Source organism: Mesorhizobium sp. M8A.F.Ca.ET.057.01.1.1, assembly GCF_003952565.1.
GTDB lineage: Bacteria > Pseudomonadota > Alphaproteobacteria > Rhizobiales > Rhizobiaceae > Mesorhizobium.
Genome location: NZ_CP034454.1, coordinates 3643577 through 3664032 on the forward strand (window position 1 = coordinate 3643577; position 20456 = coordinate 3664032).

Annotated in this window: 21 protein-coding genes, 3 tRNA genes and 4 pseudogenes; 11 read left to right on the forward strand and 17 right to left on the reverse strand. The window is 61.7% G+C overall.

What is annotated here, in order from left to right; all coding sequences use genetic code 11:
• The first annotated feature begins 86 nt into the window (after positions 1-86).
• The gene (locus EJ077_RS17195) at positions 87-545 is read left to right on the forward strand and encodes a YidB family protein (protein WP_208695366.1); all 459 of its coding nucleotides are present in this window, start codon (positions 87-89) and stop codon (positions 543-545) included.
• Positions 546-621: 76 nt separating this feature from the next.
• Here the strand turns inward: EJ077_RS17195 and EJ077_RS17200 are convergent.
• The 5 genes and pseudogenes from EJ077_RS17200 to EJ077_RS17220 form a co-directional block, all read right to left on the reverse strand.
• Positions 622-695, reverse strand: a tRNA-Gly gene (locus EJ077_RS17200).
• A 131-nt stretch (positions 696-826) separates the two neighbouring features.
• Positions 827-1435, reverse strand: coding sequence for a cysteine hydrolase family protein (locus EJ077_RS17205; protein WP_208695367.1), 609 nt, complete (start codon positions 1433-1435; stop codon positions 827-829).
• Positions 1436-1460: 25 nt separating this feature from the next.
• Positions 1461-1844, reverse strand: a pseudogene (locus EJ077_RS17210) (DUF427 domain-containing protein); the annotation flags it as partial.
• Between the two features lie 387 nt (positions 1845-2231).
• On the reverse strand, positions 2232-2663 hold the full coding sequence (locus EJ077_RS17215) for a hypothetical protein (protein WP_208703029.1): 432 nt from the start codon (positions 2661-2663) through the stop codon (positions 2232-2234).
• Between the two features lie 248 nt (positions 2664-2911).
• The gene (locus EJ077_RS17220; protein WP_208703191.1) at positions 2912-3268 is read right to left on the reverse strand and encodes a hypothetical protein; all 357 of its coding nucleotides are present in this window, start codon (positions 3266-3268) and stop codon (positions 2912-2914) included.
• A gap of 23 nt (positions 3269-3291) precedes the next feature.
• Here EJ077_RS17220 and EJ077_RS17225 point away from each other — a divergent pair, with 23 nt between their 5' ends.
• Positions 3292-3717: a hypothetical protein gene (locus tag EJ077_RS17225; RefSeq protein ID WP_245458442.1), complete on the forward strand. Its 426-nt coding sequence runs from the start codon at positions 3292-3294 to the stop codon at positions 3715-3717.
• A 165-nt stretch (positions 3718-3882) separates the two neighbouring features.
• Here EJ077_RS17225 and EJ077_RS17230 read toward each other — a convergent pair.
• Positions 3883-3967: transfer RNA gene (locus tag EJ077_RS17230), tRNA-Tyr, on the reverse strand.
• Between the two features lie 184 nt (positions 3968-4151).
• On the opposite strand from EJ077_RS17230, the pseudogene EJ077_RS17235 reads away from it, so the two are divergent.
• Positions 4152-4999: pseudogene (locus EJ077_RS17235) on the forward strand (TrmH family RNA methyltransferase).
• Positions 5000-5118: 119 nt separating this feature from the next.
• Here the strand turns inward: EJ077_RS17235 and EJ077_RS17240 are convergent.
• From EJ077_RS17240 to gcl, 3 genes are all read right to left on the reverse strand, one after another.
• Positions 5119-6036: a 2-hydroxy-3-oxopropionate reductase gene (locus EJ077_RS17240; protein WP_208695368.1), complete on the reverse strand. Its 918-nt coding sequence runs from the start codon at positions 6034-6036 to the stop codon at positions 5119-5121.
• A gap of 149 nt (positions 6037-6185) precedes the next feature.
• Positions 6186-6983, reverse strand: a complete 798-nt coding sequence (gene otnI / locus EJ077_RS17245) for a 2-oxo-tetronate isomerase (protein WP_208695369.1) — start codon at positions 6981-6983, stop codon at positions 6186-6188.
• A gap of 70 nt (positions 6984-7053) precedes the next feature.
• Positions 7054-8835: a glyoxylate carboligase gene (gene gcl / locus EJ077_RS17250; RefSeq protein WP_208695370.1), complete on the reverse strand. Its 1782-nt coding sequence runs from the start codon at positions 8833-8835 to the stop codon at positions 7054-7056.
• 207 nt (positions 8836-9042) lie between these two features.
• Here gcl and bhcR point away from each other — a divergent pair.
• Positions 9043-9863, forward strand: a pseudogene (gene bhcR / locus EJ077_RS17255) (HTH-type transcriptional regulator BhcR).
• On the opposite strand, the gene EJ077_RS17260 reads toward bhcR, so the two are convergent.
• Positions 9864-10223 (reverse strand): hypothetical protein, encoded by a 360-nt coding sequence (locus EJ077_RS17260; protein ID WP_208695371.1) that lies wholly within the window; start codon positions 10221-10223, stop codon positions 9864-9866.
• 121 nt (positions 10224-10344) lie between these two features.
• On the opposite strand from EJ077_RS17260, the gene EJ077_RS17265 reads away from it, so the two are divergent.
• Positions 10345-10779, forward strand: coding sequence for a hypothetical protein (locus EJ077_RS17265; protein ID WP_208695372.1), 435 nt, complete (start codon positions 10345-10347; stop codon positions 10777-10779).
• Positions 10780-10868: 89 nt separating this feature from the next.
• On the opposite strand, the gene EJ077_RS17270 is transcribed toward EJ077_RS17265, so the two are convergent.
• From EJ077_RS17270 to EJ077_RS17280, 3 genes are all read right to left on the reverse strand, one after another.
• Positions 10869-11174, reverse strand: a complete 306-nt coding sequence (locus EJ077_RS17270; protein WP_208695373.1) for a BA14K family protein — start codon at positions 11172-11174, stop codon at positions 10869-10871.
• Positions 11175-11435: 261 nt separating this feature from the next.
• Entirely contained in the window at positions 11436-11669 is a 234-nt protein-coding gene (locus EJ077_RS17275) for a hypothetical protein (protein ID WP_208695374.1), read from the reverse strand.
• Positions 11670-11826: 157 nt separating this feature from the next.
• Entirely contained in the window at positions 11827-11994 is a 168-nt protein-coding gene (locus tag EJ077_RS17280) for a hypothetical protein (protein ID WP_127279640.1), read from the reverse strand.
• Positions 11995-12150: 156 nt separating this feature from the next.
• Here EJ077_RS17280 and EJ077_RS17285 point away from each other — a divergent pair.
• A tRNA-Thr gene (locus tag EJ077_RS17285) sits at positions 12151-12226 on the forward strand.
• Positions 12227-12284: 58 nt separating this feature from the next.
• Here the strand turns inward: EJ077_RS17285 and EJ077_RS17290 are convergent.
• Both EJ077_RS17290 and EJ077_RS17295 read right to left on the reverse strand, forming a co-directional pair.
• Positions 12285-12854, reverse strand: coding sequence for a DUF2569 family protein (locus EJ077_RS17290; protein WP_208695375.1), 570 nt, complete (start codon positions 12852-12854; stop codon positions 12285-12287).
• A 125-nt stretch (positions 12855-12979) separates the two neighbouring features.
• Positions 12980-13594 (reverse strand): TetR/AcrR family transcriptional regulator, encoded by a 615-nt coding sequence (locus EJ077_RS17295; RefSeq protein ID WP_127869391.1) that lies wholly within the window; start codon positions 13592-13594, stop codon positions 12980-12982.
• A gap of 91 nt (positions 13595-13685) precedes the next feature.
• Between EJ077_RS17295 and EJ077_RS32815 the strand changes: the two are divergent.
• The 5 genes and pseudogenes from EJ077_RS32815 to EJ077_RS17320 all read left to right on the forward strand — a co-directional run bounded on the left by EJ077_RS32815 (position 13686) and on the right by EJ077_RS17320 (position 18280).
• Positions 13686-14769: pseudogene (locus EJ077_RS32815) on the forward strand (spermidine/putrescine ABC transporter substrate-binding protein).
• Between the two features lie 13 nt (positions 14770-14782).
• Positions 14783-15670 carry an ABC transporter permease gene (locus tag EJ077_RS17305; protein ID WP_208695376.1) on the forward strand — a complete coding sequence of 296 codons (888 nt, stop codon included), beginning with the start codon at positions 14783-14785 and terminating at the stop codon, positions 15668-15670.
• A 2-nt stretch (positions 15671-15672) separates the two neighbouring features.
• A complete protein-coding gene (locus EJ077_RS17310) occupies positions 15673-16455 on the forward strand; it encodes an ABC transporter permease (RefSeq protein ID WP_208695377.1) in 783 nt (260 codons plus the stop codon).
• Positions 16452-17516 (forward strand): ABC transporter ATP-binding protein, encoded by a 1065-nt coding sequence (locus EJ077_RS17315; protein ID WP_208695378.1) that lies wholly within the window; start codon positions 16452-16454, stop codon positions 17514-17516. Before EJ077_RS17310 ends, EJ077_RS17315 begins: the two co-directional genes overlap by 4 nt.
• Positions 17517-17518: 2 nt before the next feature.
• Entirely contained in the window at positions 17519-18280 is a 762-nt protein-coding gene (locus EJ077_RS17320) for an MBL fold metallo-hydrolase (protein ID WP_208695379.1), read from the forward strand.
• Between the two features lie 8 nt (positions 18281-18288).
• On the opposite strand, the gene EJ077_RS17325 is transcribed toward EJ077_RS17320, so the two are convergent.
• Both EJ077_RS17325 and EJ077_RS17330 read right to left on the reverse strand, forming a co-directional pair.
• On the reverse strand, positions 18289-18984 hold the full coding sequence (locus EJ077_RS17325) for a TetR/AcrR family transcriptional regulator (protein ID WP_208695380.1): 696 nt from the start codon (positions 18982-18984) through the stop codon (positions 18289-18291).
• 27 nt (positions 18985-19011) lie between these two features.
• Positions 19012-20439: an amidase gene (locus EJ077_RS17330; protein ID WP_208695381.1), complete on the reverse strand. Its 1428-nt coding sequence runs from the start codon at positions 20437-20439 to the stop codon at positions 19012-19014.
• Positions 20440-20456: the final 17 nt, after the last annotated feature.

The window sequence follows — 20456 nt, forward strand, 5'->3', positions numbered from 1 at the left end:
TGTCAAAACCACAAGCCAGCTTGAAATTCCGCTCGATTGCGCCATTGTTCACGATGGGCAGGGCTTGGCCAGATGGAGGATCCACTATGGGACTTTTTGACAACGCCGTTCCCGGCGGCAACATCACCAAACCGCTGATGATCGCGCTCGGCGCGCTGCTGGTCGGAAAGATGCTGAGCGGCAGAAGCGCCGAACAGCCGGCCGAACCTCAGGCGCCCGCACCGACCGACCCCACAGGAACCACCGCCAGTGATGGCGGCCTGCTCGGCGGACTGGGCGGCCTGCTCGACAAGCTCAAGAACGCCGGCCATGGCAATGTCGCCGACTCATGGGTCGGCACCGGGCAGAACCAATCGATCAACCCCAATGAGCTGGGCAACGCGATCGGACCGCAAGTCATCCGCGAGATCGCCCAACGGACGGGGCTCGACGAACAGGAGCTGCTCAAGCAACTATCGGCTGCCTTGCCCGGAATCGTCGACAAGCTGACGCCGAACGGCCAGGTGCCGCAGCAGCACCAGGTCGCGTCCGCGTTCAACAGCTAGCGCGGCGCACACCAATGCCTGAAGCGCTGCGCGCCTGCCGCGCAGTGTTTCGGCTTGCCGATGTGTAGCTGAAACTTGGAGCGGGTAGCGGGAATCGAACCCGCACCAAGAGCTTGGAAGGCTCATGTGATACCATTTCACCATACCCGCGCACGCACGCCCTAGCTATTCGACAAGGTTGCGAAGGTCAAGAAGCTCTCGCGACCCAATCGACATTGCAGGCCAGGCTCGATGGCTGAGGCAAGTTGCAGGCGTAGAATGCTTGGCAGATGACCGGCAAGTCAGACCCAGTTCGAGAGAACCGTCTCCATCTCGACCGTCTCCACCTGCTGTGCGAACCGTTGGTGATAAACGGTCAACAGCGCGTCATGCGTTGCGTCGGAAGAACTGCACAGCGCGTCCGTAACGAGAACCACGCGATAGCCGAAATCGATCGCTCCGAGTACCGTAGCCAGAACGCACACGTCGGTTTCGCCGCCAGTGATGACCAGCGTGTCGATGTCGCGTTCGTTCAGAAAGGCCCTGAGGTGACCTTCGAACCAGGGCGAGTAGATGTGCTTGTCGATGACTGCCGCTGGCGGGCAATAGGCGGCCAACGACGGTAACAGGTCGACCATTTCGGATCCAATATTCTCGATGGCCATCGAGGCCCAGCGCTCGTAATAGCGTTTCCATGTACCAACGCCCTGCCCCGGCTTTTGCGCTGGCAGGAAACGCGTGAAGACTGTCCGTGACGCTCGTCTTTCGACCAGCCTTTCGATTTGAGGAAGGACACGGGTGATCCAGGGGGTCGCCCATTGCGACGGCTCGGCAAACAGCCTTTGCATATCCACACAGACATGCATGCATCGGTGCCCCAACGGACCATATGCCAAGCCCGGCATCGACATGGAAGATAATCCTATTCCATGACATGGGGGTGTGTCGTTTGTCCTCCATCGGGTCGACATCGATGCGCGCCTTTCGCGGATCGAAAGCGCCATGACCTGCAATGGCCCGCGCTGCCGTATCGGGCGTCTCGTATGTCCACATGAAGTCGTCGGCCGAGCTACCGACAGCATGGACCCGCCAATAGCTCGCGGTTCCCTTGAGCGGTGAGCTGCTTGTGGTGTCGGTCTTTTCGAAAAGGTCGAAATAGATATCCTCGAAAGGGACAAAGAATGTCGGCTCTTGTCCCTCTTCCCTGAGAACCTTCGCGTGCTCCGTGGCCGCGACCACGGCATCGGAAAATCGAACCGTCACCGTTCCGGCAAACGGTTCTATGGTCAGTTGGCGAAAATCGTGTCCTGAAGTTTGCATCCGAATTCTCCCTGGCTATCGTTTCGATCCACCAATGGAGACGAAATGCGCGGCGATGCATCAGGTTCCAGCTTGTGCGATGAAGCCGAATGGACCGCTGAGCAGCGATTATCGGCTGCCGAAACTTCGGGAAAGCGCGTCAACAGCCGCGAAACCTTTGGTGAGGCCTCACGTGTTGGAAAGTGCCCGACAGCGCCCAGCCCCGACCGTCTGTAGGACGCACAGTGCCCGTTTGCCGCCGCCGTAGGCGGCGGGACGCAGGGGAGTAGTCGTGCAGCCGTTCGGCTTTGCCACGAGCAGAGGGACTGATCGACAAGACGGATCAGGTGGGGTCGCACGCGCGGTTGCGAACAGATGACGACTCTCACCTAAACCGCCCGGCGCCCGTCAGAACATGATCCGTTGCCTCAACCAGGCAAGAAACCTGTTGCCGCCAATTGTCGCGCGGACCCGAGCGGCTGCCCACCGCGCTTTCATGGTAGCGCCTACGTGACAATCGCAAACGATGTCGTGCAGTTGCCAGTCATTCAGTTCGAAGAAGCGCTTGGCCTCGCCATAAGTGTCATCCCTCAGACCCGACGCGCGCAGCACCGGGTCTTCGAAGGCAACGGCAATCGCCGACCCTTCGCCGCGTGCCATGGCGCGTACCTCTGGATGCAGATGTTCGGTCCCTCTGAACGCGCCAAGGCATCGCTCGGGATTGCGATCGAGAAGTTCGGCCCATCGCGCGATGCGCTCATCTCGGGTCATTTCCGAATGGGGCGCCGAGGATTCAATCCTGGCGACGGCCTGCAGTTGGTCGAGTGTCTGATGTTTCATGGTCAACTCCTGTCGTGAAGGGAGAAGCGCCCACGCCTTTAAGGAAATTATCGCGCGGCGGTGCTTCGACAAGGCGCGAAACCGGAAGAATTCGGTGCCGCCGAACGCGACTGACAGGATCATTAATGCGCTGGCAGCGGTCACTGAAACGCGCGCATTCTATGAACCTCTGCGAGCCTCTGCCGATAGAGGACCGCCATAGCGACCTGGCACCCCGGCGGCAGTCCGGAGGTTGCGTTTATCGCATCCTACTTCTTGATAATGTTCCCGTCGCGCAGGTCGAATGCTTCGGTGCCGCGAGCCTGGCGGTGGAAATCGTCCTGCAATTCACCCCATTCGCCGAGGAAGGCGCCGCAATTGCTGCAATAAATTGGCGTCGACTCCTTGGCATCGTCGGGAATGTCCATCAGGATCGTCCCGCAAGCCTTGCAATCGAGTTTGTCGTCCAATTGGCGTCCCATTTTCCAATGATCGCGCATTTTCACCCAGGAGCCAATCGTCGATTTCGTAGGGAGGCACGATTCCAAACCAGCCGCTGCGGCGGCAAGCAGACGACTGAAATTGCACAGCGGCTGCCGCGGGTACGGAACCATCGCCCGGTACAAGGGTTTGTCTTCGACTTCAAAAAATGCAGAGAACGACGATGCGGATGTTAATGGTAGTTACCGTGCTTGCCGGAGCGGTCGTCACGCAGCCCCTCCATGGGCAAGCCATCAACCCGCAGGTTCCTCAGCTGACACCCGTTCCTCAGACGACACCCTTGGAGCCCCAGCCGGATCAGATACCGCTGCCCGAACAAGGGGCTGCCGACCAGAACTTCACCGGTGTTGCCATTGTCGCCGTCGAGGATCTGCCTGCGGAAATCAAAGCGCAGGCGGAAGCCGTGATTACCCAGACCAGTGCAGAAGATCTGCTGCGGCTTCAGAACTCCATCGATGCATCGCCTCAGGCAACAACGGCGCTGAGGGCGAACGGGCTCAACTCTTCACAGGTCGTGGCCGCCAACATCGATGGTGATGGCACGCTGACATTGATCATCCAGACGACAACGTGATCGGCACCCGGGTTTCAAATTCCTGAAAGCGCTGTAGACGGGCGCATCGAGGCTGCGGCTACGAGCTATTTCAGCTCTTGCGCTGACGTCCCGAATTCACCCGAAAAGCGCGATGCACCTTTTCGATCCGAAGTTTTTCGCGTTTCAGGGCTTCCGGGCCGGCAGTGGTGGAGAGGGTTGGATTCGAACCAACGTAAGCTAAGCTAACGGATTTACAGTCCGTCCCCTTTAACCACTCGGGCACCTCTCCAGTCTGCCGCCGGAGCCATTCACGCCGATCCGGACCCGAGTTGTCTTCTCCGAAATCAGCGAAGCGCCTTATGGCGGCAAGGCCAGTGGGTGTCAACCGCGCAGGAAGGGTTTTTCGATGTTGTTCGCCGGCTGCGGCGACAGGGCATATCCTTGGCGGGAGGAGACGGCTATAGAAGCCGGCCATGAGCAACAATTCCAACACCCCGAAAGATACCCACTACGCCAAGCTGCGCCGCGCCTTTCGCGACGAGAAAAGCGGCGGCGCACCGGCATTCAGGCCGCGCCAACCCGTGCCACCAGGCGAAAACGCCGGGGATGGCCTGGTGCGCCTCTATGGCCTGCACACGGTGCGCGCCGCGCTGGACAATCCGCGCCGTCGGATCAAAAAATGCTGGTGACGCGCAATGCGGTCGAACGGCTCGATATTGGTGATCTTGCCGCCCTGCCCTTCAAGGCGGAACTGGTCGAACCCAGGGACATCGACAAGGTGACCGGGTCGGACGCCGTGCATCAGGGCGTGCTGATCGAGGCCGAGCCGCTGAAGCCCAAGCGCCTCGACGCGCTTGGCGACACCAGGCTGGTGCTGGTACTCGATCAGGTCACCGATCCGCACAATGTCGGCGCCATCTTGCGGTCGGCGGTCGCCTTCGGCGCCGGCGCGCTGATCACCACGGCGCGCCATAGCCCGCAGGAATCGGGCGTGCTGGCGAAATCCGCTTCCGGCGCGCTGGAACATATCGACCAGATCGAGGTGAAGAACCTCGCCGACGCGCTCGGCCAATTGCACGAGGCCGGCTTCCAGACCATCGGGCTCGATTCGAACGGGCCGGCGGAACTCGAAACCAGTTTTGCCGGCGACAGGATAGCCTTGGTGCTCGGCGCAGAAGGCAAGGGCCTGCGCCAGAAGACGCGCGAGACCGTTACGACGTTGGCGCGGCTCGACATGCCCGGCGCCATCCGCTCGCTCAACGTGTCGAACGCCGCGGCGGTGAGCCTTTATGCGGCGCGGGCATTTCTGAAGCGCGGCTGACTGGAAGCGGCAAGCCTGCCGCCGGAATCAAAACGGGTCCCGGCGACGCTTGCCGGAACCCGTTCCTGGCTTAAGACAAAAGTTGACGGCTTGGGAACGTTACGCCGCCCTCTCCCGCCCTATGCCGCTTTGCCTTTGATTTCTTTTCTCTCCTTGCCGACTTCGAAATTGGCCATCCGCTCCAGTGCCCGGACCAGCGCCGAGTGATCTTCCTTCGCGCCGCCATTGGCGGAGCAGGAGTTGAACAGCTGCTGCGTGGTCGAGGTGTTGGGCAGCGATACACCGAGCGCCTTCGCGCCCTCCAGCGCCAGATTGAGGTCCTTCTGGTGCAGTTCGATGCGGAAGCCCGGGGCGAAGGTGCGCTTGATCATGCGCTCGCCATGCACTTCGAGAATGCGCGACGCTGCCAGCCCGCCCATCAGCGCTTGCCTGACCTTGGCCGGGTCGGCGCCGGCTTTCGATGCAAAAACAAGCGCTTCGGCGACGGCTTCAATGGTCAGCGCGACGACGATCTGGTTGGCGACCTTGGTCGTCTGGCCGACGCCATTCGGCCCGACCAAAGTGATGTTCTTGCCCATTTTCTCGAACACGGGTTTCGCGCGCTCGAAGGTCTTTTCGTCGCCGCCGACCATGATGGTGAGGGATGCGGCCTTGGCGCCGACTTCGCCACCGGAGACTGGCGCGTCGAGATAGTCGCAACCGAGCTCGTTGATCTTCTTTGCGAATTCCTTGGTCTCGATCGGCGAGATCGAGCTCATGTCGATGACGAGCTTGCCCTTCGACAGGCCTGAGGCGGCGCCATTGTCGCCGAACAGAACGTCGGCCACCTGCGGTGTGTCGGGAACCATGGTGATGATGATGTCGGCGGCTCTCGCCACGGCGGCATGGCCGGTAACCGACTTCATGCCCTTGGCGACGAGATCGGCTGGTGGGTTCGAGCGATGGTCACTGGCGATGACGGTATAGCCGGCATCGAGAAGATGCCCCGCCATCGGCGCGCCCATGATGCCGAGGCCGATGAAACCTATGGTTTCCATTGGTTTGCTCCAATTTTGAGGCGCCCCCTCATCCGGCCCTTCGGGCCACCTTCTCCCCGGTGGGGAGAAGAGGTAGGCGCTAACGTTGACGATCTCTTCTCCCCTCGGGGAGAAGGTGGCCGCGCAGCGGCCGGATGAGGGGGCCTTGGCTAAGCCGCCGCGCTTCCTTGGCCGGCCAGCCCCCGGAACCAGCCCAACCCGGCCTCGGTTCCCGCCTTCGGCTTGTACTCCGCCCCAATCCAACCCGCGTATCCAATCCGGTCGATGTGATCGTAGAGGAAAGGAAAATTGATCTCGCCCGTCCCCGGCTCGTGACGGCCGGGATTGTCCGCAAGCTGGATATGCGCGATGCGGGGAAGGTTCGCTTCGATGGTACGGGCGAGATCCCCCTCCATGATCTGCATGTGATAGATGTCGTATTGCAGGTACAGGTTCTTGGAGCCGATGCGGTCGATCAGCGCCAGAGCCTGATCGGAATAGTTCAGGAAGAAGCCCTCGATATCGCGCGTGTTGATCGGTTCGATCAGCAGCTTGATGCCGGCCTGTTCGAGCTTCTCCGCGGCGAAGGCAAGGTTCTCGGCAAAGACGTTCTCCAGCACCGTGCGGTCGGCGCCCTGCGGCGCGATGCCGGCAAGGCAGTTGATCTGCTCACAGCCGAGCGCCTGCGCGTAGGTGATCGCCTTGGCCACACCCTGGCGGAACTCCGGCACGCGGTCCGGCAACACGGCGATGCCGCGCTCGCCCTTGCCCCAGTCGCCCGCAGGTAGGTTAAACAGCACTTGCGTCAGGCCGTTCTTCTTCAGGCGCGCGGCGACCACCTCGGGCGCATGGTCGTAAGGGCCGATATATTCGACACCCTTGAAACCGGCGCGGGCGGCGGCATCGAAGCGGTCGAGAAAATCGTGCTCGCCAAAGAGCATCGACAGATTGGCTGAAAAACGCGGCATTCTTTTTCTCCCTGGAGCATCGGACCCAAAAGTGGAAACCAGTTTGGGGCAATCCGATGCTCAAACAAAATCAGTCGAGCATCACGATCGCGGTCGGCGCATCTTCCTGGTTCTCGGCAAGGTCCTCGAATTCGGTGATCTTGTCGATCTCGGTGCCCATCGAGATGTTGGTGACGCGCTCGAGGATGAATTCGAGCACGACCGGAACCTGGTGTTCCTTCATCAACCGCTCCGCTTGCTTGAAGGCGCCGGCGAATTCCTCCGGCTTGCGCACCCTGACCGCCTTGCAGCCCATCGCCTCGGCGACGGCGACATGGTCGACGCCATAACCGGCCTCCGGATCGTCAGCTCGGTTGATGTTCTCGAAGGCCAGGCTGACCTCATAGTCCATCGAGAAGCCGCGCTGCGCCTGGCGGATCAGGCCAAGATAGGCATTGTTCACGACGACATGGATGTAGGGCAGCTTATGCTGCGCGCCGACCGCCAGTTCCTCGATCATGAACTGGAAATCATAGTCGCCCGACAGCGCCACGATGGTGCGGTCGGGATCGGCGGCGCGCACCCCGAGTGCGGCCGGCAGGGTCCAGCCGAGCGGGCCGGCCTGGCCGCAATTGATCCAGTTGCGCGGCTTGTAGACATGCAGGAACTGCGCGCCGGCAATTTGTGACAGGCCGATGGTGGTGACATAGGTGACGTCGCGGCCAAACGCCTTGTTCATCTCCTCGTAGACACGCTGCGGCTTCAGCGGCACCTGGTCGAAATGGGTCTTGCGTTTCATGGTCTTCTTGCGCTCATGGCATTCCTTGGCCCAGCCCGACCAGTCGCGCAGCTTGCCCGCCGTCTTCCACTCGGTGGCGACGTCGAGCAGCATCTTCAGCGCCGCACCCGCATCCGAAACAACGCCGAGATCCGGCGCGAAGACACGGCCGATCTGCGTCGGCTCGATGTCGACATGAATGAACTTTTTCCCCTTCGTGTAGACATCGACCGAACCGGTGTGGCGGTTGGCCCAGCGGTTGCCGATGCCGAAGACGAAGTCGGCTTCCAGCATCGTCGCATTGCCGTAACGGTGCGAGGTCTGCAGGCCGCACATGCCGGCCATCAGCCGGTGGTCGTCGGGGATCGCGCCCCAACCCATCAGCGTCGGAATGACCGGAACGCCCGTAATCTCGGCAAATTCGATCAACAGGTCGGACGCGTCGGCATTGATGATGCCGCCGCCGGCGACGATCAGCGGCTTCTCGGCCCCGTTGAGCATCGCCAGCGCCTTTTCAGCCTGGGCGCGGGTCATCGCCGGCTTGAACGGCGCCAGCGGCTCATAGGCATCGATGTCGAACTCGATCTCGGCCAGTTGGACGTCGACTGGCAGGTCTATCAGCACCGGACCTGGCCGCGACGAGCGCATCAAGTGGAACGCCTTCTGCAGCGCCATCGGCACGAGATAAGGCTCCATCACCGTCACCGCCCATTTGGCGACGGGCGCAGCGATGGCGGCGATGTCGACAGCCTGGAAGTCCTCCTTGTTGAGGCGCACGCGCGGCGCCTGTCCGGTGATACACAGGATCGGAATGGAATCGGCCGCGGCCGAATAGAGCCCGGTGATCATGTCGGTGCCCGCCGGCCCCGAAGTGCCGATACAAAGACCGATATTGCCCGCCTTGGCCCGGGTATAGCCTTCGGCCATATGCGAGGCGCCCTCGACATGGCGGGCAAGGACATGGCGGATGGTGCCCCTCGCCTTCATCGCCGAGTACAGCGGATTGATCGCCGCGCCCGGCACGCCGAAGGCGCAGGAAATGCCTTCCTTTTCGAGAACGAGAACAGCGGCATCGACAGCGCGCATCCTGGCCATTTCCAGCCTCCACGAGATGATTGTTGGATGGCTAAGGATGTCACTGGGCGGGTAATTTTTCAATTTTTCCAGAATATTTTTTCATTTCTAAAAAACGGCTTTTACTAACTGAATTTGTTTCCTTTTCCCTTTTCCACCATTTGCACCAAGAATTTCATGAAAAACTTTTTCATTGCATCTTTGGAGAAACGGCCGAGAATGCCGGCCATGGAAACCAGCGAAAAACGTCAGCGCGGACGCCCGCGTTCCTTCAACGGTCCAGCCGAAGCTGCCTCGGTGCAATCGCTCGACCGGGCCTTGCGCATCCTGGCCATTGTCGCGGAAGGCAGCGGCCTGTCGCTGAGTGAGATATCGGCGCAAAGCGGGCTCGCCGCCTCCACCGCCTACCGCATGCTGACGACACTCGAAAACCACGGCATGGTCGAATTCGATACGTCAGACCAGCTCTGGTCGATCGGTGTCGAGACCTACCGCATGGGCGCGGCGTTCCTGCGCCGCCGCAAGCTGGTCGACCGCGCCCGCATCGTCATGCAGGAATTGATGGAGAATACCGGCGAGACCGCAAATCTCGGCGTCGCCGAAGATGACTGCGTGGTCTTCGTCAGCCAGGTCGAAACACACCAGGCGATCCGCGCCTTCTTCCGGCCGGGCACGCGCAGCCCCTTCCATGCTTCCGGCATCGGCAAGGCGGTGCTGGCGCATCTCGAACCGGAGCGCGTCGGAACCATCCTGCGCAAGGCCGGCTGCAGCGTTATACGGACAAGACCCTGTCCGACATCTCCGCCCTCGCCCACGATCTGGCTGTTATCAAGCATCGCGGTTGGTCGGTCGACGACGAGGAGCGCCACCCCGGCATGCGTTGCGTCGCCGCCGCCATCTTCAACGAATATGGCGAACCGATAGGCGGGGTTTCGGTGTCGGGGCCGACGGTGCGGGTGACGCCGGAGCGGCTCGCCGAGATCGGACCGTTGGTGCGCAATGCGGCAACCGAAGTCACGCGGATGATCGGAGGCGTGCAAGCCGGCTGATCAACCCGCCCCGGGCAGCGCGCTCTTGGTCGCAATATCGAAGAAATCGAGCAGGATCGCCATGCCGACACCGCAGGCTGTGAAGACGAGGCCGGCCATGAAGATGCGGTTGGCACGCTCATAGACCCGCCGCTGCAGGGACCTTGTGTCGAGCAGCAGCGACAGTGCCCGCATCTGCAAGGCGATGCCGACCAGGATCGGCAGAACGGCGACAAGGTGGTAGGTCTGCCACGGGATCGGGTTGGCGGCCCAATGGGTGATGAAGCCCAACGAAAATGCCAGCAGGATGCCGACAGTGGTGACCGTGCCATTGCGGAAAACCGTCTCGATCAGGTCTTCTTTCGGGTCCTGCTCGTCCAAGCCACCCTCCCCTCAGTTGGCACCGGGATAGACTAGACGCTCCGAAAATCGCTGTATACCGCCGGCCGCATGGGATTTGACCGTCTTGCCGTGGCGCTTGAATGCATGCGAAAGGGCGCGAATGAGGAAACCGGTTCAGCTTTTGCTTGTGACTTCACTTTACGGGTGCGTGGCGGCGGCACCTCGACCCGATGCCGGCGACCAACGCGTCAATCCCATTCCGATCTCGCTCGCGCTGGAGGAGATCATCACATCCGGTGTCCGCCAACACCTGCCGGATCCGGCCTCCGCGAAGTTCGGGACGATACTCGCCGGCGAGCGAACGCTGGACGGCCGCCAAGAAATCGTGGTCTGCGGCACTGTCAGCGCCAAGGCCCCGTCGGGCGTCCATGGTGGCGACAAGCCATTCATCGCCAAGGTCTATCCGGAAGCCGCAAGCCGCTTTGAACTGGTGGCGATGGGCGACGAGACGGAGGCTGCCCGGCTTCAAATCGGCGGCTCCTGCCGCGCGGCCGGTTTGCCGACCCTCGACACCGACGCGAAGACGCACCTCTAGAAAGACGCTGTTCAAACGACCAAGAGGGGCTGCCTCGCAACCCCTCTTACCTGTCGTTGGTCACTTTTCTGCTGTTGGTCTGCCTCCCCTCAGAGCCGGCAATAGTGGCTGTAGCCATCATGGCCGATATAGGTGTCGGAATCAGGATCGTAGCTCGCATAACGCTGGAAGCAGCGGCGGACGTGCCATGAACCGCCATCTTCGTCGACATAGACAGTGCGCGGCTGCTGCTGGGCAAGCAGGCTGCCGAGGACGAAACCGCCGACGCCGGCGGCGATGCCGATGCCGAGGTCGTGGTGATGCGAGTGAGCCGCCGAGGGCTGGACGGTGCCGACCAAAGCGGTGGCGGCAACGGTGGTGGCGATGAGGCCGGAAACGAGTGTGCGCTTGAACATGATGATCTCCTTGCTTCGTTGACCGGCATTGAAAAAGGTTCGACGGGGTTTTGATTTTTTTCGAAGAAGCAGGAATCCGCTGCCTGAAAACGCGCGGCGGCCCTCGCCAGCGCTGATCATCCGGATTTGTGCGCTTCAGCACCTTGGGCCAATCGCGGCATCGTCCGTGGCGGCGACAAGAAGCGCCGTATCCATGCAAAAAGGGCGGCCGAAGCCGCCCTTTCCCGCACTGGTTTCTTCAATCACGCCGCCAGGCAGCGCTCAGTAGATGATGATGTGGTGGCGATGATGACGGTGATGGTGATGATGATGGCCATAGACCCACCAGTAGTCCGGGTAATCCGGGTAATCCGGGTAATCCTGGTAGTAGAGGTAGTCGTCGTAATCATGATGGTGATGCATGCCATGAGCCGACGAAGACTGGACGGTGCCGGCGAGCGCGCCTGCTGCAACGACGATGGCGACAAAGCCGGAAACGAAACTGCGCTTGAACATAACGATCTCCTGGATCTCTGATCGAGGCGACCATTCGCCTCTGAGGATCAGTCGGCGTGGAGCAGCGAAAGGTTCGACAGGATCAGGAGATTTTTGAAACACGGTCGGCGGAAAGCGGTCGCGCAATGACCACCACCGATAGCTGACACTCAGCCATTCACCCCATGCCGGTGATATGACGCAGCCAGAAGGCGAGCGCGATGAAGCCGATGATCGTGGTGACGCCGGTCCAGTCGACATTGGCCTTCTTCACATCGCTGATGAGCTTCACCAGCAGCATCCATGCCACGACGACGATAGGGAGAATGATGACAAGCCTTATCATGCGACACTCCGTTCAGCGCATTGCACTTATCCCTTTATGTAGGAAGCGCCTTCGCGGATTTCAGCACGCAGGCTCGGAGCATCATCCACCACGGCTGAGGTCCAAAACGGAGTTTTGTCTTTACTGGCGCAACAAATATGCTAACCGGAGCGCCGTGCCCTTGTAGCTCAGCTGGTAGAGCAGCGGTTTTGTAAACCGAAGGTCGGCGGTTCGATTCCGTCCGGGGGCACCAGTTCCGACCGACGATCACCCCGAGAGCCAAAGACTTGCGAGCGCGATTGCGAGCCCTCTTACGAGGCCCTCGCGATTTGGGCCGACATATTCGTCCTGGTGAACGTATTCCTCACCCTCACAGACTTATAGAGATAAGCAACCCAGAGGCCAGTTCCCACAAACGAAGCTGCGGGCGCCGCCAGTGCATCGCCTGCGAGCACCTGGTTCACCGGGACCCCCAGAATTGACGCAATCCAGATCGTGTCCAGGATAAAAACGACGGGGATCGCAAGCCACTGAAGCAGAAACAATTGAGGGAACCGGCGGCTTCGCCGCAGCATTGTCACCAGCACAACCAGCTGAAGCGCCAGGAACGCCAGATTAAGAGCAACCTCGCCATACACAGCCAGGGAGCCATTCGGGAGGATCATGAGTTGCTGGTAGCCGTCGGCCGAACTGGCGAAGTCGGCAAGTGTGCGCAGCGGTGACAATGTCTGACCGATAGCCAGCAGCATCAGCCAGCCGCCGAATCCCACAAGAGCCTCAGGATTCTGTGGCGGCTTCGCGGCTGATCGAACAGCAAAGAAAACAGGCACGCCGATCAACAGCAGCACGATCACCCAATGCCAGATGGAAAACGACCCCATTTACCCCTCCCATTTTATGCTCCCTTAGGTTGTATCAGATTTCAACCTCAACTCAAGGGCCGAGCTTTGCGTAAGACGACATGTAACGCCGAAGCGACGACTTCTCCTGCCTGCTCCTGACTCCCTCACACCCCGATCGCCGCCACCAATATCCTGTTCTGCCTGCGTATCGCCGCCCTCAGTTCCGGTATCCTCGCCTCTTCGCGTTTCACGAATTCGATGAACATCATATTCATGTTGTTGAAGATCAGTTCGCCCAGCGCCGCGCCGTCGATGTCCTGCCGCACCAGGCCAATCTCCTGCAGCCGGGCGATCAGCGCGCGGATCTGTTCGGTGAGCGAGCGATCGAGGCCGGTGTAAGCCTGGCCGAACGGGCTGTCGGGCAATTGCGTCGAGATCGCCATTGCCTGCCGCCACATCTCCTTGCTGAGATAGTGCAGCGAGTGTTCGATATAGATGCCGATCAGCGTGTCCAGCGCGTCGCCGACATTGGCCGGCGGCCGGGCGACCACGCCGCGCCCGGCATTGAGCACCTCGTTGACCTCCAGCGAGACGATGGCGCCGAGGATGTCGCCCTTGTTCTGGTAGTAATTGTAGATGGTGCCGATCGACACTTCGGCCTGCGCGGCGATCGCCTCGATCTTGGCGCCCTCATAGCCAGCCTCACGGAAAAGTGCCGCCGCGGCCTCGATGATGCGCCTGTGACGGTCCGCCTTTTGCCGTGCCCGCAATCCGCTCATATCAGCCTCTTGCCACAAAAATCGAATTGACTCAATTTTAGAATTGGTTCAATTTTTTGCAAGAAGCCATAAAGGCAAGGGAGAACACTCGATGTCCGTCAAATCCGGGAATCCGCTTTCCGTCCTGAAACGCCAGCTGCATGCAGCGTGCGCCGCCACGGCATTGCTGCTCGCGGCGGGCAGCCTTGCCGAGGCCGCCGATCTCAACGCGCTCATCTGGTGCGATCATTCCGATCCGGCGCTGCTGCAACCCTTCGAGGACGCCAACAGCGTCAAGGTCAACGTCAAGGAGTTCGAAGGCACCGGCGCCGGCCTCGCAATCGTCGAGCAGTCGCAGCCGGGCGATTGGGACGTGATGGTCATCGACAGCATCGACGTGCCGCGCGGCGTCGAAAAGGGCCTGTTCGAGCCGCTGCCGGAAGACAAGCTGCCCTTCGCCGACCTCTTCCCGCAGGTGAAGATACGGATCGACCGTCGTCGGCGGCAAGCGCTACGGCATCACCGAAAAATTCGGCTACAACACAATCGGCTTCAACAAGACCAAGGTTGACCCAGCCGACATGCAGTCCTTGGCGTCGCTGAGCAGCGACAAATACAAGGGCAAGGTCGCCATCTACGACTACTATCTTCCCGTGATCGGCATGGCCGCCCTCGCCATCGGCAAGAAGACGGCCGACCTCAGCGAAGCCGATCTGCCCGCCTTGAAAGAAGAACTGCTGAAGATGAAGGCCAACGCCAAGCTGGTCGGCGAGGTCACCGCCAGCCAGACGGCGCTGGCGACAGGCGAGGTCGACATATTGGTCGGCGGCGGCGAATGGGTGACGGCTGGCTTGGCGAAGGAGAACCCGGCGCTGGACTTCTCCATCCCGAAAGAAGGTGCGGTGCTCTGGTCACAGTCGCTCGCCATGTTCAAGGATTCCAAGAACAAGGACATGGCGCTGAAATTCATCCAGTACATCATGAGCCCCGAGGGACAGGCGCGGCTTGCGACCTCGTCATGCTACTGGGGCATGCCTTCCAACACCAAGGCCGCCCTGACCGACGACCAGAAAAAGGTCCTGCGCTTCGACGAGCAACCTGGCTTTCTCGCACGCGCCCAAGCCTATCCGGCGCCGAATGCCGATCTCGACAAGAAGATGCAGGATATGTGGACCGAAATGCTGCAGGCCAAGTGAGCGACCGCAGCTCATGAACTCCGCGGGAAACAGCGGACGTGCCCTGCCCCAGGCGGGTCGTGCCCCGCCCCGGGCGGGTCGTGCCCTGCACTGGGCACTGGTCACACCGGCACTTGGCTGGACGCTGCTGTTCTTCGTGCTGCCGTTCGTGGCCATGGGATTTTCGAGCCTCATGTCGCATGAGAACGGCGGCTTCACGGTTGCCAACTACAGCCAGTTCTTCAGCAATCCCTCCTACTGGCAGGCGATGGTGAACTCGCTGCAGGTCACCGCCATCGTCACCGTGGTCTCCGTGTTGCTCGCCTATCCCTTCGCCTGGATCCTGGCCGAGCAGGTTCCGGAGCGCTGGCAGCGGCTGGCGCTGATGCTGGCCGTGCTGCCGTTCTGGACCTCCTATGTCGTGCGCTCCTATTCGTGGCTGCTGGTGCTGGCGCAGAACGGCGTTATCAACCGCGCGCTGACCGGCTCAGGCTTGATCAGCGAGCCACTGCAACTGGCCAATACGCGCCTGGCTACCGTCACCGGCTTCGTGCATTTCTTCGTCATGCTCTTGACGCTGACCATCTTCGCCAATTTGAAGCAGCTCAGCCCAAGCTACCGCAAGGCGGCCGCCGATCTCGGCGCCGGGCCGGTGCGCACCTTCCTGCATGTCATCCTGCCGCTGACCTTGCCGGGCATCATGGTGGGCGCATTCCTCACCTTCGTGCTGTGCATCGGCGACTACATCACACCGCAAATACTCGGCGGCAACAACGAGCTTCTGATGCCGCAGCTGGTGATGATGCAGATCGGCCGTCGCGGCGACTTTCCGCTGGCCTCTGCGCTGTCGATCATCCTGATGGCGGTCGTCACCATTGCCTACCTCGCCTGCGCCCGCTGGCTGAAGATCGAACGGGCCTGAGCATGCACAGAATTGTCCGCATCGCTTCCTGGCTCTATGCGCTTGCCGTCTACGGCTTCATCTTCCTGCCGGTCGTCGTGCTGGTGCTGTTCTCCCTGCAGTCGACCTCCTTCCCAATTCCGCCGTTCACCGGCCCGTCGCTGCGCTGGTACGAGGCTGTTCTTTCGGATGCGCGGCTGACGTCGGCACTGGTCAATTCGCTGTTGGTCGCGGTGCTTTCCTCGGCCACCGCCGTCACGCTCGGCTTCCTTTCGGCCTGGGGTTTCGCGCGTTTCGTGCTGCCCGGCTCGGGTCTGCTGCGCGGGCTGATCACACTGCCGTTGACGGTGAGCTACCTCATCATCGGCATGGGGCTTTTGGTCCTGTTCAACTGGGCCGGCGTGCCGAAGTCGCTGCTTGCGGCCGGCATCGGCCATGTCGTGATCAACCTGCCGCTGTGCTTTGCCATAATCTACAGCCAGATGGGCGACCACCAGATCAACATCGAGCGCGCCGCACGCGATCTTGGCGCACCTGAATGGAAGGTGCTGCTGCTGATCAGCGTGCCGGTGATGGCGCCGGCCATTTTCGCCGGCTTCTTCCTGTCGATGACCTTCTCCTGGGATGAGTTCGTCATCTCCTTCCTGCTCACCCGCTTCGACACCACGCTGCCTGTGGAAATCTGGAACCTGCTGCGCTCCGGCCTCAACCCAAAGACCAACGCCGTCGGGTCGCTGGTCTTTGCCGTCTCGATCGTGCTGGTGGTGTTCTTCGAACTGACATTGCTGCGGAGAAAGCCGGCATGAACGCGCCCCTGGTCGATGTCCGCGACGTCTCGCACCGCTTCGGCCAGCATCCCGTGCTGAAAAACGTCTCGCTGACGATAGAGTCCGGCAGCTATACGATCCTGCTCGGACCATCCGGTTCCGGCAAGACGACGCTGCTCTCCATTCTCGGCGGCTTCGTCAACCCCAGCGAAGGCAAGGTTCTCATCCGCGGCCAGGACTGCACCTTCGTGCCGCCGGCCAAGCGCCCGACAACGACGGTGTTTCAGGATTATGCGCTGTTCCCGCATATGAGCGTCGGCGGCAATGTCGGCTTCGGCCTGCGCATGCAGGGTGTCGACGGCGCGACGCGGGCGGCAAAAGCACGCGAAGCCCTGGCACTGGTGGGGCTGGCGGCCGCCTTCGACAAGAAGCCGCACCAGCTATCCGGCGGCCAGCGCCAGCGCGTCGCGCTGGCACGCGCGCTGGTCATCGAGCCGGCAGTGCTCCTGCTCGACGAGCCGCTCGGCGCGCTCGACCTCAAACTGCGCCGCCAGATGCAGGACGAATTGAAGGCGATCCAGAAGCGCGTCGGCACCGCCTTCATCCATGTCACCCACGACCAGGAAGAAGCGATGGCGCTGGCCGACCATTGCGTGGTGATGAATGACGGCCGCATCGAGGACGAAGGGCCGCCCGAGCGCGTCTATGCCAGGCCGGCGACGCGCTTTTCCGCGACCTTCATGGGCGAGAGCACGATCCTCGCCGGCACGGTCGTGGAGACCGGAGACAGGACGAGTACCGTCGCGACGCCGGTCGGACCGGTGTTGCTGCCCCGTGCGTTGCCGATGGGGTCGGCGGCCGCATTGGCCATACGGCCTGAGCACCTCGTGCTGGGCACGACCTCGGTTGGCACGAAGCTCGGCAAGGCGGACGTGAGCGACATCGTCTTCCAGGGCAGTTTCAAGCGCATGCTTGCGACGTCCGTCGAAGAGCCCGCCTTGCGGTTCATCGCCAAGCTGCCGGCTACCGCCACTGTCAGGCCGGGCGACACGGTGGCGATTTCGTGCGATACCGACCAGATCATCCTGCTGACGGGTTGAACATGGGCATGCTCGCGGTCATCGACGCACCGGACTGGTACGAGACGATCCGCATGGCCGACGGCATCACGCTGATCCACGAGCCCTGGATCAAGCCGTTCTTCCGCTGCAATATGTGGCATGTGCGCGGCCGCGACCGCGATCTCCTGTTCGACAGTGGTCTCGGCCATTTCAGCCTGCGCACGCATGTGTCGCTGGTGAGCGAGCGCAAACTGACCTGCGTCGCCAGCCACACGCATTTCGACCATATCGGCTGCCACCATGAATTCCCCGATCGCTGCGTGCATTCGGCTGAAGCGGCAATCCTGGCCGATCCGCGCAACGAATGGACCGCGGCAGGTACCTATGCGACCGACGACATGTTCGATCGCCAGCCAAAAGGCTGGGAAACAGCACGCTACCGCATCCAGCCCGCGCCGGCCGGCCGACTGCTCGCGCATGGCGACATCATCGATCTCGGCGACCGCGCTTTCGAGGTCATCCACACGCCAGGCCATTCGCCCGGCGGCATTGCGCTGTACGAGAAGAAGACCGGCATCCTGCTGTCCGGCGACATCATCTATGACGGCCCGCTGATCGATGATGTCTACCACTCGGATATTTCCGACTACATGGCGACACTGCTCGCCATGCACGATCTCGACGTCTCGGTCGTGCATGGCGGCCATTTCCCGAGCTTCGGCAAGGTGCGCTACCGCCAGTTGATCGACGAATACCTCGCGCGGAAACGGCAGGCCGGCTGCCATCTGCGGCAGAGCCCTTGACGGGCAAGTTACCCTATCAGGTCGAAATGCCGTGGAAAGGCCTGGTGCAGTAATAGCAGCATTGTCTTGCGCACCACATCGGTGCCGCGGCCGGACGGGTTGAGGTGATCCCAGTACCACGCTCCGTGAACGAGGTAATTCAGGCTCTCCGACAGCGTCTGGATGTCGACGCCGCTGTAATCCCCGTCGCGCGCGATCTCGACCAGCAGCTCGCGCGCTTCGGCGGTGTAGGCGAGATCGCTGGGCAGGCCGATCTCGTTGTAGATCTGCATGCTCTTGCGATCGCTGGAGAAGGCGACAAAGACCGACACCCATTTCGGATGCTCCCTGGCGAAGCGCTGCGCACAGCCGACCGCGCCCAACAGGCTCTCCACCGCCGACTGCCCGGGCACACGCACCAGTGTCACCCACAGCTCGTCATACTGATCGCTGAGATACTGCAGGACCGCCCGGAACAGGTTCTCCTTGCTGCCGAAGTGAAAGACCACCAGCGCATTGGACGAGCCGACATGCTCGGCGATGCGCTGCATGGTGACGCTCGCCAGTCCCTCCTCCGCGATCAGCTCGATGGTGGCGTCGAGAATGCGCTGCACGCTGGCTTCGCCGCGCTCGCGCCGGCGGTCCTTGGGCGCGGCGTCATTGGCCGAAGCCCTGCCCTTGACTGTCGCGACCCTGAGCTTTGCAGTAGCTTTGCGTTGCACCATCTTCGTCATTTCCCTTGCATCGCCAGATCAAAGCGATGGGCGCGTCCCGGCGTTTCTGTACCATTGCCCCTGGGCCGTTTCATAGGCCATCGCGGCCCGGAAGACATCGGCATCGCTATAGGTGCGGCCGACGATCTGGAAGCCCGTCGGCACGCCGCTTGCCGCCCGGCCCGAAGGCATGGACAGCACCGGACAGCGGCTCAGCATGTTGAACGGCGTCGTCATCACCCAGCCCAGCGAAGGGTTCACCTCTTTGCCGTTGATCTCGACGGTTCCCGTGGTCTGGTCGAACTCCGCCGGCACCGCGGGAAGCGCGTTCGTCGGGCAGATCAGCACATTGTAGGTCTCCAGCAGCGGACCCAGCGTCTGGTACATCCGTGCTGCCACATCCAGTGTCGCGACGAAGTCGGTGGCCCTGGACTTTTGCCCATCCTCGGCGAACCGCCTGGCATAGGTGGTCATGTCGCTGCCGTGCTCGGCAAGCAGTTGCGACAGCGAAGCGCCGAAAAGATGCTCCAGATAGGCCATTCCTGCCTTGAGCACCCCGTCATCCCAGCCGAGATCGACCTCCTCGACCGTCGCGCCAAGCGAACGAAACACATCGCAGGCCGCAAGCGCGTTCGCGCGAACGTCGGCATCGACCTCGAAGGAGCCCAGGTCCATCGAGAACGCAATCTTCCAGCCCTTGATCGGCTGGTAATCGAGCGGCAGGCGCAGCTTCGGGCGAAGCGTGGCGATGTCGAGCGGACTCGGCCCAGCCATGACATTCTGCAGCAGGATCGCATCCCGGACGTTCCGGGCCAGCGGCCCGGTGTGGCAATAGAAATCCAGGTTGAAGGGCGGCTCGTCCGGGTTGCGCCCATAAGGCGGCTTGTAGCCGACGAGACCGCAGGCCGACGCCGGAATACGGATCGATCCGGCAATGTCGGAGCCGGTGGCGATCGACGACGAGCCCGAAGCCAGCGTTGCCGCCGAGCCTCCCGACGAGCCACCCGGCGTGAAGTCGCGGTTCCAGGGATTGCGGGTGACGCCCCACCGCTTCGACCAGGTATAACCGGCGCAGCTGAATTCGGGCGTGGCCGTGCGCGCATGGACGATGCCACCGGCCTTGATGATGCGCTCGTTCATCGTCGAGGTGTGCCCGCTTATGGCATCCCTGGACAGCAGCGAGCCATGCGACGTCGGCTTGCCCTTGATATAGCTCTCGTCCTTGATGCCGATCGGCAGGCCCTCGAGCGCGCCGGTCCTGGCGCCCTTGGCGTATTTCGCCTCCGCTTTCGCGGCCAGCTTCATCGCCTCCTCGAAATGCGTGAAGGTGAAGCAGTTGATCGCCGATTTGGTGGCCTCGGCGCGGCGGATGGTGGCCTGCATCAGTTCGACGGGCGAGAGTTTCCTCGCCTTGAACAGCCGCAACGCCTCGCTGGCGGGCATGTAGCAAAGGTCGAGATCGGACATCGAAAATCTCCCGCGAT

What these genes read in the sequence shown, in the direction of transcription:
- EJ077_RS17195 (WP_208695366.1), top strand. Translation starts at nt 87, where the DNA reads ATGGGACTTTTTGACAACGCCGTTCCCGGCGGCAACATCACCAAACCG.
- EJ077_RS17205 (WP_208695367.1), bottom strand. Translation starts at nt 1,435, where the DNA reads ATGTCGATGCCGGGCTTGGCATATGGTCCGTTGGGGCACCGATGCATG.
- EJ077_RS17215 (WP_208703029.1), bottom strand. Translation starts at nt 2,663, where the DNA reads ATGAAACATCAGACACTCGACCAACTGCAGGCCGTCGCCAGGATTGAA.
- EJ077_RS17225 (WP_245458442.1), top strand. Translation starts at nt 3,292, where the DNA reads ATGCAGAGAACGACGATGCGGATGTTAATGGTAGTTACCGTGCTTGCC.
- EJ077_RS17240 (WP_208695368.1), bottom strand. Translation starts at nt 6,036, where the DNA reads ATGGAAACCATAGGTTTCATCGGCCTCGGCATCATGGGCGCGCCGATG.
- otnI (WP_208695369.1), bottom strand. Translation starts at nt 6,983, where the DNA reads ATGCCGCGTTTTTCAGCCAATCTGTCGATGCTCTTTGGCGAGCACGAT.
- gcl (WP_208695370.1), bottom strand. Translation starts at nt 8,835, where the DNA reads ATGGCCAGGATGCGCGCTGTCGATGCCGCTGTTCTCGTTCTCGAAAAG.
- EJ077_RS17265 (WP_208695372.1), top strand. Translation starts at nt 10,345, where the DNA reads ATGAGGAAACCGGTTCAGCTTTTGCTTGTGACTTCACTTTACGGGTGC.
- EJ077_RS17270 (WP_208695373.1), bottom strand. Translation starts at nt 11,174, where the DNA reads ATGTTCAAGCGCACACTCGTTTCCGGCCTCATCGCCACCACCGTTGCC.
- EJ077_RS17275 (WP_208695374.1), bottom strand. Translation starts at nt 11,669, where the DNA reads ATGTTCAAGCGCAGTTTCGTTTCCGGCTTTGTCGCCATCGTCGTTGCA.
- EJ077_RS17280 (WP_127279640.1), bottom strand. Translation starts at nt 11,994, where the DNA reads ATGATAAGGCTTGTCATCATTCTCCCTATCGTCGTCGTGGCATGGATG.
- EJ077_RS17290 (WP_208695375.1), bottom strand. Translation starts at nt 12,854, where the DNA reads ATGGGGTCGTTTTCCATCTGGCATTGGGTGATCGTGCTGCTGTTGATC.
- EJ077_RS17295 (WP_127869391.1), bottom strand. Translation starts at nt 13,594, where the DNA reads ATGAGCGGATTGCGGGCACGGCAAAAGGCGGACCGTCACAGGCGCATC.
- EJ077_RS17305 (WP_208695376.1), top strand. Translation starts at nt 14,783, where the DNA reads ATGAACTCCGCGGGAAACAGCGGACGTGCCCTGCCCCAGGCGGGTCGT.
- EJ077_RS17310 (WP_208695377.1), top strand. Translation starts at nt 15,673, where the DNA reads ATGCACAGAATTGTCCGCATCGCTTCCTGGCTCTATGCGCTTGCCGTC.
- EJ077_RS17315 (WP_208695378.1), top strand. Translation starts at nt 16,452, where the DNA reads ATGAACGCGCCCCTGGTCGATGTCCGCGACGTCTCGCACCGCTTCGGC.
- EJ077_RS17320 (WP_208695379.1), top strand. Translation starts at nt 17,519, where the DNA reads ATGGGCATGCTCGCGGTCATCGACGCACCGGACTGGTACGAGACGATC.
- EJ077_RS17325 (WP_208695380.1), bottom strand. Translation starts at nt 18,984, where the DNA reads ATGGTGCAACGCAAAGCTACTGCAAAGCTCAGGGTCGCGACAGTCAAG.
- EJ077_RS17330 (WP_208695381.1), bottom strand. Translation starts at nt 20,439, where the DNA reads ATGTCCGATCTCGACCTTTGCTACATGCCCGCCAGCGAGGCGTTGCGG.